Origin of the sequence: Sphingomonas sp. So64.6b (assembly GCF_014171475.1) — a bacterium.
In the GTDB taxonomy this organism is placed as follows: domain Bacteria; phylum Pseudomonadota; class Alphaproteobacteria; order Sphingomonadales; family Sphingomonadaceae; genus Sphingomonas; species Sphingomonas alpina_A.
In genome coordinates this window covers 1,989,876-2,005,313 of record NZ_CP048817.1, presented here as the reverse complement: position 1 = coordinate 2,005,313, position 15,438 = coordinate 1,989,876, and the positions used below count along the sequence as shown (strand labels likewise).

General features: G+C 63.1%; 12 protein-coding genes. 5 read left to right on the top strand and 7 right to left on the bottom strand.

What is annotated here, in order from left to right; all coding sequences use genetic code 11:
* Positions 1–20: 20 nt before the first annotated feature.
* From G4G27_RS09605 to G4G27_RS09590, 4 genes are all read right to left on the bottom strand, one after another.
* Positions 21–1,583, bottom strand: coding sequence for an AMP-binding protein (locus G4G27_RS09605; protein ID WP_183113115.1), 1,563 nt, complete (start codon positions 1,581–1,583; stop codon positions 21–23).
* Between the two features lies 1 nt (position 1,584).
* The gene (locus G4G27_RS09600; protein WP_183113114.1) at positions 1,585–2,334 is read right to left on the bottom strand and encodes a glutathione S-transferase family protein; all 750 of its coding nucleotides are present in this window, start codon (positions 2,332–2,334) and stop codon (positions 1,585–1,587) included.
* Positions 2,331–3,098, bottom strand: a complete 768-nt coding sequence (locus G4G27_RS09595; RefSeq protein ID WP_183113113.1) for a glutathione S-transferase family protein — start codon at positions 3,096–3,098, stop codon at positions 2,331–2,333. Before G4G27_RS09595 ends, G4G27_RS09600 begins: the two co-directional genes overlap by 4 nt.
* A gap of 117 nt (positions 3,099–3,215) precedes the next feature.
* Complete coding sequence (locus G4G27_RS09590; protein ID WP_183113112.1) at positions 3,216–5,777, bottom strand: TonB-dependent receptor; 2,562 nt, start codon at positions 5,775–5,777, stop codon at positions 3,216–3,218.
* Positions 5,778–6,043: 266 nt separating this feature from the next.
* Here G4G27_RS09590 and G4G27_RS09585 point away from each other — a divergent pair, with 266 nt between their 5' ends.
* The 3 genes from G4G27_RS09585 (at position 6,044) to G4G27_RS09575 (ending at position 10,223) form a co-directional block, all read left to right on the top strand.
* Positions 6,044–6,826: a CmcJ/NvfI family oxidoreductase gene (locus G4G27_RS09585; RefSeq protein WP_244624699.1), complete on the top strand. Its 783-nt coding sequence runs from the start codon at positions 6,044–6,046 to the stop codon at positions 6,824–6,826.
* Between the two features lie 374 nt (positions 6,827–7,200).
* Positions 7,201–8,511 carry an MFS transporter gene (locus G4G27_RS09580; protein ID WP_183113110.1) on the top strand — a complete coding sequence of 437 codons (1,311 nt, stop codon included), beginning with the start codon at positions 7,201–7,203 and terminating at the stop codon, positions 8,509–8,511.
* A gap of 11 nt (positions 8,512–8,522) precedes the next feature.
* Entirely contained in the window at positions 8,523–10,223 is a 1,701-nt protein-coding gene (locus tag G4G27_RS09575) for an acyl-CoA dehydrogenase family protein (protein ID WP_183113109.1), read from the top strand.
* A gap of 32 nt (positions 10,224–10,255) precedes the next feature.
* On the opposite strand, the gene G4G27_RS09570 is transcribed toward G4G27_RS09575, so the two are convergent.
* A complete protein-coding gene (locus G4G27_RS09570) occupies positions 10,256–10,720 on the bottom strand; it encodes a MarR family transcriptional regulator (RefSeq protein ID WP_183113108.1) in 465 nt (154 codons plus the stop codon).
* A 104-nt stretch (positions 10,721–10,824) separates the two neighbouring features.
* Here G4G27_RS09570 and G4G27_RS09565 point away from each other — a divergent pair, with 104 nt between their 5' ends.
* Together G4G27_RS09565 and G4G27_RS09560 are read left to right on the top strand one after the other, a co-directional pair.
* On the top strand, positions 10,825–12,294 hold the full coding sequence (locus G4G27_RS09565) for a carotenoid oxygenase family protein (protein ID WP_183113107.1): 1,470 nt from the start codon (positions 10,825–10,827) through the stop codon (positions 12,292–12,294).
* A complete protein-coding gene (locus G4G27_RS09560) occupies positions 12,291–12,773 on the top strand; it encodes a DUF3237 domain-containing protein (protein WP_183113106.1) in 483 nt (160 codons plus the stop codon). Before G4G27_RS09565 ends, G4G27_RS09560 begins: the two co-directional genes overlap by 4 nt.
* 4 nt (positions 12,774–12,777) lie before the next feature.
* Here the strand turns inward: G4G27_RS09560 and G4G27_RS09555 are convergent, their stop codons facing one another.
* Positions 12,778–14,382, bottom strand: a complete 1,605-nt coding sequence (locus G4G27_RS09555; protein ID WP_244624623.1) for an MFS transporter — start codon at positions 14,380–14,382, stop codon at positions 12,778–12,780.
* A complete protein-coding gene (locus G4G27_RS09550) occupies positions 14,379–15,434 on the bottom strand; it encodes an amidohydrolase family protein (RefSeq protein ID WP_183113105.1) in 1,056 nt (351 codons plus the stop codon). Before G4G27_RS09550 ends, G4G27_RS09555 begins: the two co-directional genes overlap by 4 nt.
* Between the last annotated feature and the right edge of the window lie 4 nt (positions 15,435–15,438).

Here is a 15,438-nt window from a genome sequence, read left to right as displayed (position 1 = left end):
CGGCGCTTTCCGCCGTCCGGTCAATTCACCATCCGACCGTCGCCCCAATAGGCGGTCCTGAGCGTCTTCTTGTCCATCTTGCCAGCCGCCGTGCGCGGAATCGAGTCGACAAAGGCGACGCTCTTGGGCGCCTTGACGCCCCCCAGCCGTGCCTTGGCATGGGCAATGATCGCCGCTTCGTCGACCCCGTCGGCGACCACGATGGCATGGACAGATTCGCCCCATTTCTCGTGTGGGACTCCGATCACGGCGCACTCCCGTACCGTGGCCAGTTCAGTCACCACGGCTTCGACCTCGGCGGTGAAGACGTTGAATCCGCCGGTTACCACCATGTCCTTCTTGCGGTCGACGATGAAAAAATAACCGTCCGCGTCGCGATAGGCGACATCGCCGGTGTGGTGCCAGCCGAACTGGCGCGCCTCGGCGGTCGCTTCGGGCATCTCGAAATATTCCTTCGACACCAGCACCCCGCGCACGACGATCTCGCCGCGTTCTCCATCGGGCAGCAGATTGCCCGCATCGTCCATCAGCCCGACACGAACCGACCGGGTCGGCCGGCCGCAACTCGCCAACCGTTCGGGATGATCGCCCGCCGCCGCCGCGGCGACCACTTCGGGCGGTAGCCAGGTGGTGATCATCGGCGATTCGACCTGACCATAGGACTGGCACATGCACGGTCCGAACTTCTCGACCGCGAGGCGCAGTTTCTCCGGCGACACCGGTGAGCCGACCAGGATGAAGATCTTGAGCGAGCTGGTATCCTGCCGGCCGAGTTCGGGCGAAGCGAGCAGCCCGTAAAGCGCGGTCGGCGGCAGATACATATGGGTCACATGGTGCGCCGCGATGGTTTTCAGCACGGTATCGGCATCGAAGCCGGGCAGGATCACCTGAGTCGCCCCGAGCGCCATCGTGCCGAGCGCGACCGGCCCCGCCGCGTGAGTGACCGGCGCCACCACCAGCGACACCGGATCGTCGGTCCGCCCGCCGACCGCATCACCCAGCGTCTCGATCATCGTTCCCCAGCCAAGGTTGGTGACGACCACACCCTTGGACGGCCCGGTTGTACCCCCGGTCGGGAACAGGCCGACCACATCGTCGGGCTTGCCGAACGGATCGGACATGTCGGGCAGGGCGCCCGCCGGCGTGTCGGCGATGAACTGGTCGAGCGAAGGATCATCGCCGCACGGGCGATCGAGGCAGACGAAGCGAGTCAGTACGGGCGCCTGCGCGCGCAATGCCGCCACATCCGCCTCAAGGCTCGAATGGTAGAATAGCCAGCCGCAGCGGACATAGTTGAGATAACCCGCATTGGCATCGATCGCGTTGCGGGTGTTGACCGGCACCCATTGGCCATTGGCACGCCAGATCGCGAGCAACGCGACCATGATCGTTGCGCTGTTCGGGCCGTAAAGCGCAACTGGCTGCTGGTTGCGGAAGCCGTTCGCATACATTGCGGTCGCGATCCGCTCGGTCAGCGCCTTGACCTCGGCGAAGGTTAGCCGTTCGCCGCTGGCGGTATCGATCAGGCAGGCGCGTGTCGGATCGCGGTCATGCCCGCGGTCGAAATAATCGATTGAACGCATCTCAGCCCCAGCGGTTGATTTCAGGACCCGGTGCCCAGACCGTTTCCGGCGCATCGACGCTCGCCAGTGACAGAGCGCGCGCGACCGACGGGCGCGCCGCAACGCGCGCCAGCCAGGCGGCGGTGTGCGGCTTGCCGGCAAACGCGTCGGGCACGAGCGAGGGCATCCCCGCGAGCCAGGCATAGGTTTCGAGATCGGCAATGCCGAACGGCCCCATCAACCAGTCGCGACCGTCGGCGACCTGTCCTTCGATCTTGTCGGCCGCATGGGCGATCTTGGCGCGACTGTCAGTCAGCTGGGCTTGGTCGAACCGACCGGCCTGAGCATCGCGCCAACGCGCGGCCAGATCGACGCTGGTGATCCCGGTCGGCACATGCACCGGCGGCGTCCGTTCGAGACCGAGATAGGATGCGGCGGGCGCGACACGCTCGATGATGTGACGGCACCACGCCATGGTCTGCCACCGCTCCCAGGGATCGGCGGGGCGCAATGCCGGGCCGCTGCCGACATCGTCGAGATAACAAGCGACGAACACACTGTCGGTCATCGCGATGCCGTCGACGACGAGCACGGGACCTTCACCCTCGATCGACTGATCGACCTCAAACCCGTGCGGCACGCGGTCGGAATGACGCTCGCCGGCGGCGAGATCGATCCGTTCCAGTTCGACATCAACCTGCTTTTCAAAGGCGGCGGCGAGCACGGTCAGCGACGGACCGTTCGGCTCGCCATGATATAATCTGGTCGTCATGCCGGTTCGCTCTCCAGGATCGTCACGCGCTTCGCCATGTCGGTCTTGCCCAGCGCCCAGCACGCCTTGGTTGCAGGGCGCGCATAAATCGTGCGGAGCCAGCGCATGATGTTGGGCGTCAGCTCATCGTTCGATAGCGTCGGCTGAGACAGCGGCAGGGCATAAGCGAGATTGAAGCCGTTGATGTCGGCCAGGCTGTAACTGTCCGAGGCGAGCCAGGCGCGTTTGCCTAGCGCCTCTTCGAGAAAGGTGATGCCGAGCCCGACCCGGCGCTGGGATTCAGCCATCTCCTCGGCCGAAAAAGTGCCGCCGATCGCCTTGCGCCACGCCACGCGTCGCTCCGGCATCGGGATACGCTCAATCGCCGCCTCCAGTTCGGCGGGATCCTTCTGGCGCACCGACGGGCCGATGAACACGCTCCAGCCGATCATCGAAAAGCTCGGCCCGAGCCATTGATCCATGAACTTCATCCACCAGCGCACACGCCACTGATCGACCGGGTCGTCGGGCATCAGCCGGGGTCCGTCGAACGCTTCATCGACATATTCCATGATGGCGGTCGATTCGGTCAGCACCCGGCCGCCATGAGTCATGGCCGGGATGGTGCCGAGCGGGTTGACCGCGAGATAGTCGGGCTTGTGCTGGTCGAAATTGAGCAGATCGAGATAATGGCTGTCGAACGCGACGCCCTTCTCCATCAGCGCCAGCATCGGCTTGCCCGAATTGGCGTTCGGCTCCCAGTGGTAGAGCGTGACATCTGTCATGCGAAAACGGGCTCCCGGAATATATTCGTCATAACGCGGGTGGGAAAAACCAGACGATGACGGCCGCCCTAGCGACCGTCACCATCTCGGCCGCCCTTGCCGGGCGGTCGCCCCTTTTCAGAACTTCTTCTTGACCGAGAGCGCCCACTCCCTTGGCGTTCCCGGCCGCCCTTTACGGAAACCGGCGCCGGTGGCGCGAAGATCGAAGATCGTCAGCATATAATATTTGTCGGTAATGTTGGTGCCCTCCAGCGACACCTCGAGATCCTTGTCGGCATTCTGCCAGGTCAGGCGTGCATTGAGCAGCGCATAGGCAGGAATGAAGTTGCGGATGCGGGTGCCGGCAATCACGGTCGGACCGGTATATTGCTTGTCCTGATAATTGAGGTCGAAGCGCGGCGTCAGGCTGCCCGTTTCGCCCAGGTCGATCTTATACTGCGCCCCGGCATTGAATTTCCACTTTGGTGCCCCCGAGGGGTCATCCGCGACGACGCCGCCGGGATTGGTGGGATAAGCGGCGAGCGGGTTGAGGCTCGACGCGATATAATGGAAATCGAGATAGCTGAGCGATGCGTCGATCGCGAGGCCCGGGACCGGGAAGGCGGTCAGTTCGGCCTCGAAACCCTTCACCCGGGCATCACCCGCATTGAAACGCGCTGCGCATGGCGCACCCGGACACAGGCTGACCGGTATCTGGATGTCCTTATAGTTGTTGAGGAATGCCGAGACATTGAAGCGCATCTTGCGGTCGAAGAAATCGCTCTTGAATCCGACCTCATAAGCGGTCAGTTTTTCGGGTTCAAAGGGGATGACCTGGTTGGCATTGAACGGCCGCGGGTTGCTGCCACCGCCCTTGAAGCCGGTGGAGAAGCTTGCATAGACCAACAGCGCATCGGACAGGCGATAGTCCGCTGCGAGACGATAGTCCCAGCGCTTCGCTTCGTAATGCGCAGTCAGCCCGGACAGAGCGGTGACGGTCTCGGTCGTGTTGCCATTGCCGTTGGCATCCAGGGTATCGGGTCCGGAATAGCCAAAGCCATAAGTAGCGCCGAACGGATCGAGGAAGCGGTTGATCGTGCCGTCATAATTCAGGCGGTAATAGGTCTGATCCTTAGTCTCGCTGGTGTAACGCAAACCGCCGCTGAGCGTCAGGTTCTCGATCGGTTCCCAAGAGGCGTGGGCGAACAGCGCCTTGGCCTCGGCATTGGTGGGATCGGGCTGGCGAAACTGCAGCGGATAGACCGGCACGTAGCGGATATCCTGGACTGAGTCATAGACCGACTCCTGCTTGAAATAATAGCCGCCGAGCGTCAGGTTGATCGTATCGCCAACCTTCGCGTTCGCGCGCAGCTCCTGGCTGAAACTCCAGTTGGTCAGGTGGTTCGTGCCGAAGCCGATGTTCGCCGGCGACAGGTCGTCGTCGCTGTCGAACCTCGTGTCGAATGAGCGATAGCCGGTGATCGATGTGAGTGAGATCGTGTCGTTCACATTATAATTGATCTGCCCCGACACACCCCAGCCGTCGTAAAGGCTGCGATCGGTGCCCGAGGTCGCGGCGAGGGCTTTGCCGTTCGCGCCGGGGACAACTGGCGGTGCGGAAAAGGTCCCCGCCGGCTGACCGGTGGTGATATAATTGCAATATGGGCCGCAGACGAAGCGATTGTCATAGGGGACGCCGGGCGCCGCATTGGTGTTCGGCGAGTTCACGGTCGCAGTGGTCAGCAGCACTTCACCGGCAATCGTGTGTTCGTCATGGGTATAATCGCCGATCAGCGTGACTTCGAGCTTGTCGCTCGGCTGCCAACGCAAGATGCCGCGGATCGCCTGATAACCCACGCCGCCCAGTTTGCTGATTGTGCAATCGCCGGGTGCCCGAGCCGTGGCGACGCCGCTCCCTGGATTGGCGCAGCCATAATCGATCCGGTCGACAAACCCTTCCTGCTGCTTGAACACGCCTGAAAGGCGTCCCGACAGGGTATCGGTGATCTTGAAATCGGCTGCGGCGCGCAGGCCGATACGGTTGCGGGAACCGTAGGTGGCTTCGACGAAGCCGCCATTTTCACCGGTCGGTTTGCGCGAGTAGAGCTTGATCGCGCCGCCTTCCGAGTTGCGACCGGCGAGCGTGCCCTGCGGCCCACGGAGAATTTCCACCCGGTCGACATCGAGCAAGTCGAAGACGGCGCCGGTCAGCTGCGGATAATAGACATCGTCGATGTAAATGCCGACACCTGGTTCATAAGCCGGGTTGAAGTCAGTCTGGCCGACACCGCGGATCGATGCGCTGATCGATGGGCCGAACGAGGCGCCCTGCGGCTTCAGCGAGACGTTCGGCGCGGCATCGGCGACCTGCGCCAGATTGGTCTGGCTGCGCGCCTCAAGCTGCGCTGCGTTGACCGCGGTGATCGAGATCGGAATATCCTGCAGGCGCTGCTCGCGGAACTGCGCGGTGACGACGATGTCCTGCGTCGACAGATCGGCTTCGGTGTTTTGCTCCGGCGCTGCTTGCGGTGCCTCCGCTTGAGCAGGGGCGGCCTGAACCGGAGCGACGGTCTGTACGGGGGCGCTGTTGGTTTGCGGATCCGCGCTCTGCGCTAGCGCCGGGCTCCCGACGAAAATCGCCGATACCGATGCGGAGGCGAGCAGGATTCGTTGAAAGCGCGAACGATCGATGTTCTGCATCTTGAGGTTCCTCTCCTGAATCTGGCTACGATCCGCTTCTGATTGAAACGCGACCGGCCGCGACGTTCTTGTGAGCGTCGATTGTTAGTAAGGCATACAATTTCTCGGCTGGCAAGAGACCCTTTTTTGTGGCGCAATCATAACGCGCCGCACGCACCTCGACGCCCCTTGCGCCGCGCTGGCTGGCGGGGCATCAAGTGTATGAAAAGCATACGGTTGGGCATAAGTCGAACGGTAAATTCGGAGAGGATGAAATCGTGCAGGCGATGATCAATTATGTCGCGCAGACCCCGACGCGAATGCGCTATTTTGCCAATGATTCGACTCGCGACACGGTCGTTTTGGCACCCCGGGCAATGACAATCACCGAGTCGCGCGACCAGGATATGCAGCTCGATCGAAATGGTTTTCAGCTCGTTGGTCATCGCAGCGCGGTCACCGATTTTGCCGATGTCGATGAGGTCAATCGCGTCTATCCGGACGAGATCACGGCTCTGCTCCGCGACCTCACCGGGGCCGATGCGATCATCATCACGGGAACCGGGGTGCGGCGCTTCGCGGAGCGCTCGTCGCTCTCCGGCGCGCTGGATAATTCACGCCCGGCGCGCTTCGCTCATGTCGATGTGTCGGATCGAACGGCCGCCGAATTCGCGCTCCGGTCGCAGCCTGGAACAGAGAAAAGTGCCAGAAGAACAGTACATTATAATATATGGCGTGCCCTTTCAGCGCCGCCGCAGGATGTGCCGCTCGCGCTATGTGATGCGCGCAGTGTCGGTCCGGAAGACCTGATCGCGGCCGACGCCGTGTTCGACCGCGACGGGGTCGATGTCTGGTCGTTCGAGGGGCTGGTGGTGGCCCATTCGGACGACCATCGTTGGCATTGGTTCCGCGATCTGAGTCGCGACGAGGCGATCGTCTTCAAGACCAATGATAGCGATCCGGCACGGGCACATTGCGTGCCGCATGTGGCGTTCGATGACCCCGATTGTCCCCCGGATGTCCCGCCGCGTGCGTCGATCGAGATACGCGCGATCGCCTATTGGTTCTAACGGCAATGCTCATGCCCATGCACCGGTCCGACCCAACTCCGAATGATGGTAGTCGGGGTCGGATTGGCCCCGATAATGTCATTCTTCATCCTGTTAGTCTGAGTGATATTTTACACAGTCATGTTCATCGAATCTGCCAGGCCATTGCGATTGGGGCAGGCAAATAGTCGGCTTGGCAGGAGGTGATTCCGCTCCATCTATAAGTCGCAATTAATCGTATGTACTACATACAATAAATTCGGCCGCTAATGCCGGGAAATTCTGCCGACAGTGTCGAAACTTGGGTCGCCAGGCGCGACCGACGATAACCGAATGGCTGTTCAGGCTGTAAAATGCTGCGCGGTGCTAATAGGGCCAGACAGGGGAGATCGATTATGACGCACGATCCACGCACGATCATAGACCAGGCATCGATGAGCAGATTGCAGATCGCGGCGATCGCGGTCGCATTCGGGCTCAATGCACTCGACGGGTTCGACGTGCTCTCGATCAGTTTCGCCGCGCCGGGCATCGCCGCGGAATGGGGAATCAACCGCGCCGCGCTTGGCATCGTGCTGTCGATGGAGTTGATCGGCATGGCGGTCGGGTCAGTGTTGCTCGGCGGAGTCGCCGACCGCATCGGACGGCGCTGGACGATCCTTGGCTGTCTTGTCGTAATGGCGATCGGCATGTTGATGGTGACACATGCGAGCGGGATCGTATCGCTGTCGATCTGGCGTGTTCTGACTGGCATCGGCATTGGCGGGATGCTCGCCGCGATCAACGCGGTCACCGCCGAATTCGCCAATGTCCGCCGTCGCAACCTGGCGTTGGCAATCATGGTGATCGGCTATCCGATCGGCGCGGTCATCGGCGGCAAGTTCTCGGCCGTTCTGCTACAGGATGGCGACTGGCGCGCGGTGTTCGAATTTGGCGCGATCGTCACCGCCTGTTTCATTCCACTTGTGTGGTTCTTCGTGCCCGAGCCGGTCCAGTTCCTCGTCTCGCGTCGCCCGGCGCGTGCGCTCGATAAGGTCAACCGCACGCTGGCGCGCATGGGGCATGAACCGGTCGATGCACTTCCCGCCCCGACACGGGAGGAGGAGCGCGGATCGGTTGCCGATATCCTGAAGCCCGGATTGCGCGGAATCACGCTGCTCCTGACGCTCGCTTATTTCGCGCACATCGTCAGCTTCTACTTCATCCTGAAATGGGTGCCGAAGATCGTCGTCGATCTCGGTTATCCGCCGGCACAGGCGGCGGACGTGCTGGTGTGGGCCAATGTCGGCGGCGCGGTCGGCGGCGCGATCTTCGGGCTCCTTGCGCAACGCTTTGCGCTCAAGCCGATGACGATCGTGGTTCTCGCCATTTCGTCGGTCATGGTTGCGCTGTTCGGTGCGGCCGGCGTGCGCTCACTCGGCGGGCTGGCGGCGCTCGCCTGCGCCTCGGGACTGTTCACCAACAGCGCGGTGGTGGGGCTCTACACGATCTTCGCGCGTGCCTTTCCCACGCATGTCCGCGCGACCGGCACGGGCTTCGCGATCGGCGTCGGACGGGGCGGGGCGGCGCTGTCACCGATCCTCGCCGGCGTCCTGTTTCAAGCCGGGCTACCGCTCGCCGGCGTGGCGATCGCGCTGGCATTGGGGTCGCTGATTGCCGCCTTCGCGCTCGCCGGGGTGAAGTTGCGCTTCGACGGCGCGAAATAGCGTCGTTCACCATGTCCTATGGCCGACAGACCGAGGCGCTCGTCCGCCAATTGGAGATCGCACCCTTTCTGGATGTGCTCGAAGCGGAAGCGCCGGGCAGCGTCGACCCCGAAACCTGGGCGGCGATCGTCGCGCAGGCGGCGCGCTTTGCTGAAGGGGTGATCGATCCGCTCGATACCGCACTCGACCGCCAGGGCGCCAGCCTGTGCGACGGGCGCGTGGTGACGGCCGACGGCCACGCCGCCGCGTGGCGGCGTTTTGCCGATGACGGTTGGCTCACTTTGGCCTTGCCCGAAGCGGCAGGCGGGCAGGGGCTGCCATTGGTGCTGCTCACGGCATGCGAGGAATTGTTCAACCGCGCTTCGCCCGCCTTCACCATGCTACCCACGCCAAATCGTACCGCCGCCGCGTTGCTGGAGAATGCGGCCGATCCCGCCACCCGCGCCGCCTGGGTGCCGCGGCTGGCATCGGGCGAATGGACCGCGACGATCTGCATCTCCGAACCCGATGCGGGGTCCGATGTCGGGCGTATCCGGACGCGTGCGACTTGTGAACGCGACGGCATCTGGCGCGTCACCGGCGAGAAATGCTGGATTTCCTTTGGCGATCACGACCTAGCCGCGCGGATCGGCCATTGCATGCTGGCACGAAGTTCGGATGCAATTGGCGTGCGAGGGCTAAGCCTGTTCCTTGTCCCGAACACGCGCGACGACGGCGCGGCAAATGGCGTCCATGTCCGCCGGATCGAGGAGAAGCTGGGCCTGCACGGTTCGCCGACTTGCGTTATGGGCTTCGAACAGGCCGAAGCGACGCTGGTTGGCGAAGCAGGACGCGGGCTCCAGACACTGTTCCACATGATGTTGCTGATGCGCTTGTCATGCGCACCACAGGGTGTGGGCGTCGCAGAGGCCGCATTGGCCACAGCGACAGGTTATGGCCGGGATCGGCGGCAGGGCGGCGATCCCGCGGCGCCCCCGGTGGCGATCGTCGCGCATGCCGATGTCCAGCGTCAGTTGCTCCGCATGGCCGGGCGAGTGGAAGTTGGGCGTGGCATCGCGCTTGCCGCGGCGGTGGTGATGGACCTTGGTGAGCGGTGCGCCGATGCCGGCACACGCGCCGGCTGGCTGGCGCTCGCGCAATTCCTGCTGCCGATCGCCAAGGATTATTCAGCGCGACTCGGGTTCGATGTAGCGAGCGAGTCGCTCCAGGTGCTGGGCGGCGCCGGATATACACGGGAATGGCCGGTCGAACGCCGGCTCCGCGACGCGCGCGTGTTCGGCGTGTTCGAGGGTACGACCGGTATCCAGGCGATCGACTTGCTCCATCGCCGGCTGTGGCGGGAGCGCGGGGACGGCCTAAATCGCTTCTTGGCATTGGCGCGCGCCGACATTTCGGTGGATGCCGACGGAATGACGCTCGGGCCGGTGCTCGATCGCCTGGAAAATGTCGCGGGGGTCCTTGCAGGCTGGCAGGATAAAGCACGCGATGCGGAAGCCGGCGCGACCGCCTTTCTCGACTTATGCGGACTGGCGGTCGGCGGATGGGTCGCGACTCGTCTCGCCCGCTTCGCCGGAGACGATGCGGTCGGGCGCCGGATCAAGGCGGCTGCGCGCTTTTTCCTGGCGGAACTTGAGGCTCGTGCCGAAGTCGAGGCGCGGCTGGCGACGCTCGGCGGCGCGCGACTCGACGCGATCGGCGATTATCTCGATTGAGAGCGGGCTCGAAGGGGCGCGGTTGCTGGGTGTTATTCGTGGATCCGGCGCAGGAACTCGACCAGCAAGGCGGTCTCCGCCTGAGTGAAGCGCGCCTTGAGCCAGTCTTCGTGATCGAGAATGCATTCGCGCGCGGCGAGCAAAGCGGCATGACCGGCCTCGGTCAGGTGCAGCGTCTGGCGTCGCCGATCGATCTTGGACGGGTTGCGTTCGACAAAGCCCCGTTCCTGAAGGCGATTGACCATCGCCATCACGGTTGCCCGGTCCATCTGGAGCCGTCGGCCGATATCGGCCTGGGCGATCTCGGGATGGTCATCGATCAGCCACAGCACCGAAACCTGTTTCTGCGTCAGATCAAGATCGGTGAAAGTCTCGGTGAAATGGCGATACACCGCACCGTGCGCGAGGCGGATATGGAAGCCGACAATCTTGTCGATTCCGCCAATATCCCGCTCCTCGACGGTATCCGACCGTTTCTGTTGATACAGGTAATTCATAGTAACAGTCTGAGCGGGGATGGGCGGAGCGTCAATGCCCCGGCTTGAAAAATTGTTCGTCTCGCATACAATGTCGGCCAATCATAAAAGCGAGAGGATCGGCCGTGGCGCATTTTCCCGAGACACCGGCGTTCACCGGTTTCAATACCCCATCACGAATTGAAGCGGACATTGCCGACCTGGATGTGAAGGGCGCGATCCCGCGCGAGTTGGATGGTGCCTTTTATCGCGTCCAGCCCGACCCGCAGTTCGCGCCTCGCCTGGGCGACGACATCGCCTTTAATGGCGACGGCATGATCACGATGTTCCGGTTCAAGGACGGCCGGGTCGATTTCAAGCAGCGCTGGGCGCAAACCGACAAATGGAAACTGGAGCATGAGGCAGGCCGCGGCTTGTTCGGCGCCTATCGCAATCCGCTGACCGACGACGAGAGCGTCAAGGGGAAGATCCGCGGCACCGCGAACACCAATGCGTTCGTTTATGGCGGCAAGCTCTATGCGTTGAAGGAGGATTCGCCCGCTCTGGTGATGAACCCCGCGACGCTCGAAACCGAGGGCTATACCTGGTTCAACGGCGCGATGACCGGACAAACCTTCACCGCCCACCCCAAGGTCGATCCGGAAACCGGCGACATGATCGCCTTCGGCTATGCCGCGAAGGGCGTGCTGACCCTGGACATGACCTATTATGTCGTCTCACCCGAAGGCGAGCTCAAACAGGAATTATGGTTCGAGCTTCCTTATTACGCGATGATGCATGATTTCGCGATTACCCCCGATTACGCGCTGTTCCATGTCGTGCCGAGTACGTCGAACTGGGAACGGCTGGAACAGGGCTTGCCGCATTTCGGCTTCGACACGACCTTGCCGGTCTATCTCGGCGTGCTGCCGCGCCGCGCGGATGCGACGGCCGAGGATATTCGCTGGTTCAAGCGCGACAATTGTTTCGCCAGCCATGTGATGAATGCCTTTCAGGACGGCACGAAGTTTCATTTCGACACGCCCGAGGCGAAGAACAATATGTTCCCCTTCTTCCCCGACATTCATGGCGCGCCGTTCAATCCGATGGAATCGGCCAGTTTCCTGACGCGCTGGACGGTCGATATGGCGGCCAATTCGGACGCGTTCGAAAGCACCGAACGGCTGAGCTCGATGATGGGTGAATTCCCGCGCATCGATGACCGGCGCACCGGGCTTCCCTATCGCTATGGCTGGATGCTGGTGATCGACCCGAGCAAGCCGGTCGAGCTCAAGGGCGGCAGTCCCGCCGGCATGCTGATGAACTGCCTCGGCATGGTCGATCATGAAACCGGGCAGGACCAGAAATGGTGGTGCGGCCCGATCTCCTCATTGCAGGAGCCATGCTTCATCCCGCGCGCGCCGGACGCTGCCGAAGGTGATGGCTGGATCGTCATGGTGTGCAACCGGCTCGAGGAACACCGCTCCGATCTCCTCCTGTTCGACGCGACCGACATCGCGAAGGGCCCGATCGCGGAGGCGCGGATTCCGGTCCGGCTGCGCTTCGGCCTGCACGGAAATTGGGCCAGTGCCGAGGAGATCGGGCTGGCGGCGTGACCCCGCCAGGTCCAATCAACCCCATCCAGCCCGGCCTCGAATTTGTCTACGAAGCCGGCGGCGCACTCGGAGAGGCGATCCCGATCGGTGATACGCCGGATGGCGTGCGACGGATCATCCCGATTTTTTCGGGCCCGGTAGAGGGGCCGCTCATCCGCGGCCGCCTGCTGGGCGGCGGAGCGGACTGGCAGGTGACGCGCCCCGACGGCGTTACCGTCGCCGACGCGACCTATGCGCTGGAGACCGACGACGGCGTCGTGATCCAGATCAGGAACCGCGGCTTGCGCCATGGCCCGGCCGAGGTGATGCGGCGCCTGGCGGCCGGCGAGGATGTCGATCCGGCGGAGTATTATTTTCGCACGATTCCCGAATTCATCGCGCCCGCTGGCCGATATGACTGGCTCAATCGTAGCGTCTTCGTCTGTGCCGGCGCCCGCTACGCGCTGGGGATCAGGCTATGGGTTTGGCGGGTCACCTGATTGTTCACACAGGTTCACCGGCGGCGCGGGCGCGAGGCAGGATCGCCGCTTCGTCGCGGGTCACTCGCGTGGCGAGGATCAGCAGCAGGATCACGATGATCGGTGCAACCCAGTTGATCGAGAGGATCGCCAGCCCCAGGTCGCCGGTCGCGTCGCTAATCATCCCGACCGCATAAGGGCCGATACCAAGCCCGAAGATCGTCGATACCACGATGTACATGCTCGACGTCAGCCCGCGCATTCGTGGCAACACCAGATCGAACATCGTCGCATAGAGCGGCGGCATCCACATCGTCAGCAACAGGCTGTAGAAAGTGAAGCGAAGATAGAAGTCGCCGACGGTGGGCGCGTGATAGACCCACATCGCGATCAGCGGCGAGAGAGCGAGCGAGACGATCGTCACCCAGACCCGACCCGGCCCCGGCCAGCGTCCGCTGACCCAATCGGAGAGCGGTCCCGAGATCATTGGCCCGACGATACCGAGCCCCGCCGCGAGCAGTCCGAATTGCAGTCCAATGATGCCCGGCGACAGGCCGTAGCTGCGCATCAGGAAGGACGGCGTGAAGCCCATTACGCCATAGTTGATCAGCGACTGGAGCGCGCCGATCAGGATGCACAGTACTAGCGAGGGCGAGGTCGCGAGTACCGCAAAGGCCGGGGGATCGCTGCGGCGGAGCGACTGGAGCAGATTGACGACGACGAACAATCCGAAGCCGATCACGCCCCATTGCAGCGCGTGCGGGCTGACTGCCACGCCACCGAGTATGAGCGGCGGTCGCGGCGAAAAGGCTTCCGCCCAATGGATCGCGACAAAGGCTCCCGCGACAATCGCCACGAGGATGGCTGAGTTCACTGCCCAATCGCGTGCTGAAGCGCCGCGCCGCGCGAGCGCCACCCAATGCACGCCCGGCGTCACCGAGCCGAGCACGCCGAAGCTGGCATGGAACGGGTGCGGATCGCGCGGTGTGACGATGCCCTCGATCGCGCCGCGTTCGGGTTCGCGCAGCCGCCACATCAATATGGCGATCAGGAAGCCGGGAAGCGACGCGACGATAAAGGCGAACTGCCAGCCGGAAAATCCGAGCGGCGCGCCACCGCCGGCATAGCGGCGGTCCCACCATTCGGCGGCGAACCCGCCAAGGACCAGCGAACCGCCGAGCCCGAGCGCAATCGCGGCGGCAATTACCGCCATCACCAGACCGCGGCGGTGTTTCGGAAAATAATCGTAGAGCAGGCTGGTACCCGCTGGCTGTGCCGCTGCTTCGCCGATGCCGACGCCCAGGCGCGAAATGGCGAGCAGCAGAAAACCACCGGCGAATCCGGCGAGCCCGGTCGCGATCGACCAGAAGAAGATCGTGATCGCGAGCAGCCGCGTGCGGATCCAACCATCGGCCAGACGCCCCAGCGGCAATGAGAAAAGCGCGTAGAACAGCGCGAAGACCGTGCCGTAGAGCAGCCCCATCTCCGCGTCGCCGATCTTGAGGTCGGCCTTGATGCTCGGCGCCAGGATCGCGAGGATGTTCCGATCCAGCAAGCTGATCATCTGCGTCGCCGCGACCAGCGCGAGCGCGTACCATGCAGCGGGGCGGATCGGCGCCCGCTCGCTCACAGTTTGAACACTCGCTCGGCGTTGGTCTGCATCAATTTACGCTTGGCGGCATCGGTGATCGACAGATTGTCATGGGTTCGAACTTCCTCGGCCAGGAACTGGTACGGATAATCCATCGCATACATCACCCGGTCGTCGCCGAGCACCTCCATGGTGAATTTGATCGCCGGCTCCCACGCCATGCCGCTCGTCGTGATCATCACATTTTCGCGCAGATAATCGCGGATCGTCTTGTTGAGCGGTTTCAGAAAGTCATGGCGCCCCGCGCGGACCCCGGCCTGATGCATGAAATCGATGCGGTAGAGCCAGAAGGGCAGCGCTTCGCCCATATGCCCGACGCAGATGGTGAGATCGGGATAACGGTCGAAAATGCCTTTGGTGATGAGCCGCAGCAAATGCATGCCCGTCTCGACCCCGAAGCCGAAGATCGCGCCGTCCAGTCCCGCCTCCAGCATCGGCGTGATCATGCTGTCGGGCGGCGTCGAAGGATGGATGTAGAGCGGCTGGCCGGTATCGGCGAGCGCGCGGAAGATCGGATCGAATTTGGGATCGTCGAGATACTCGCCCTGAGTATGGCTGGCGATCTGCACGCCCTTGAAACCCAGGTCGCGCGCGCAACGGCGGATCTCGCTCGCTGACCATTCGGGGTCCTGCGGTGCAACCGCCGCCATTCCGACATAGCGATCGGGGTAGCGCGCGACATGGTCGGCGAGATGATCGTTGGAACGCTGCGCAATGCCCTTCGCCTCCGTCACGTCAAGCAGCGGCTGGACGCCGGGCGCGGTGAGGGCAAGCACGGCGATATCGATGCCGGTCTCGTCCATGTGGCGGATGCGCTGTTCGCCAAGATCGAGCAGCCGATCGAGAATCTGCGTCGCGCGTTCCGACGGGCTGGTGCCGTAGAACCCCCAAAGCGATACCATCCCCTTGTCGGCGGTACCGTCGCGCAACATGCGCAAATAGGCGTCGATCTGTTCGCGGGTGGCGAAGGCTTCCTCGGTCGCGATCCGCTTATAGCCGCGGTCACCGCCGGTCTTCAGGTCATGGCTCATCATT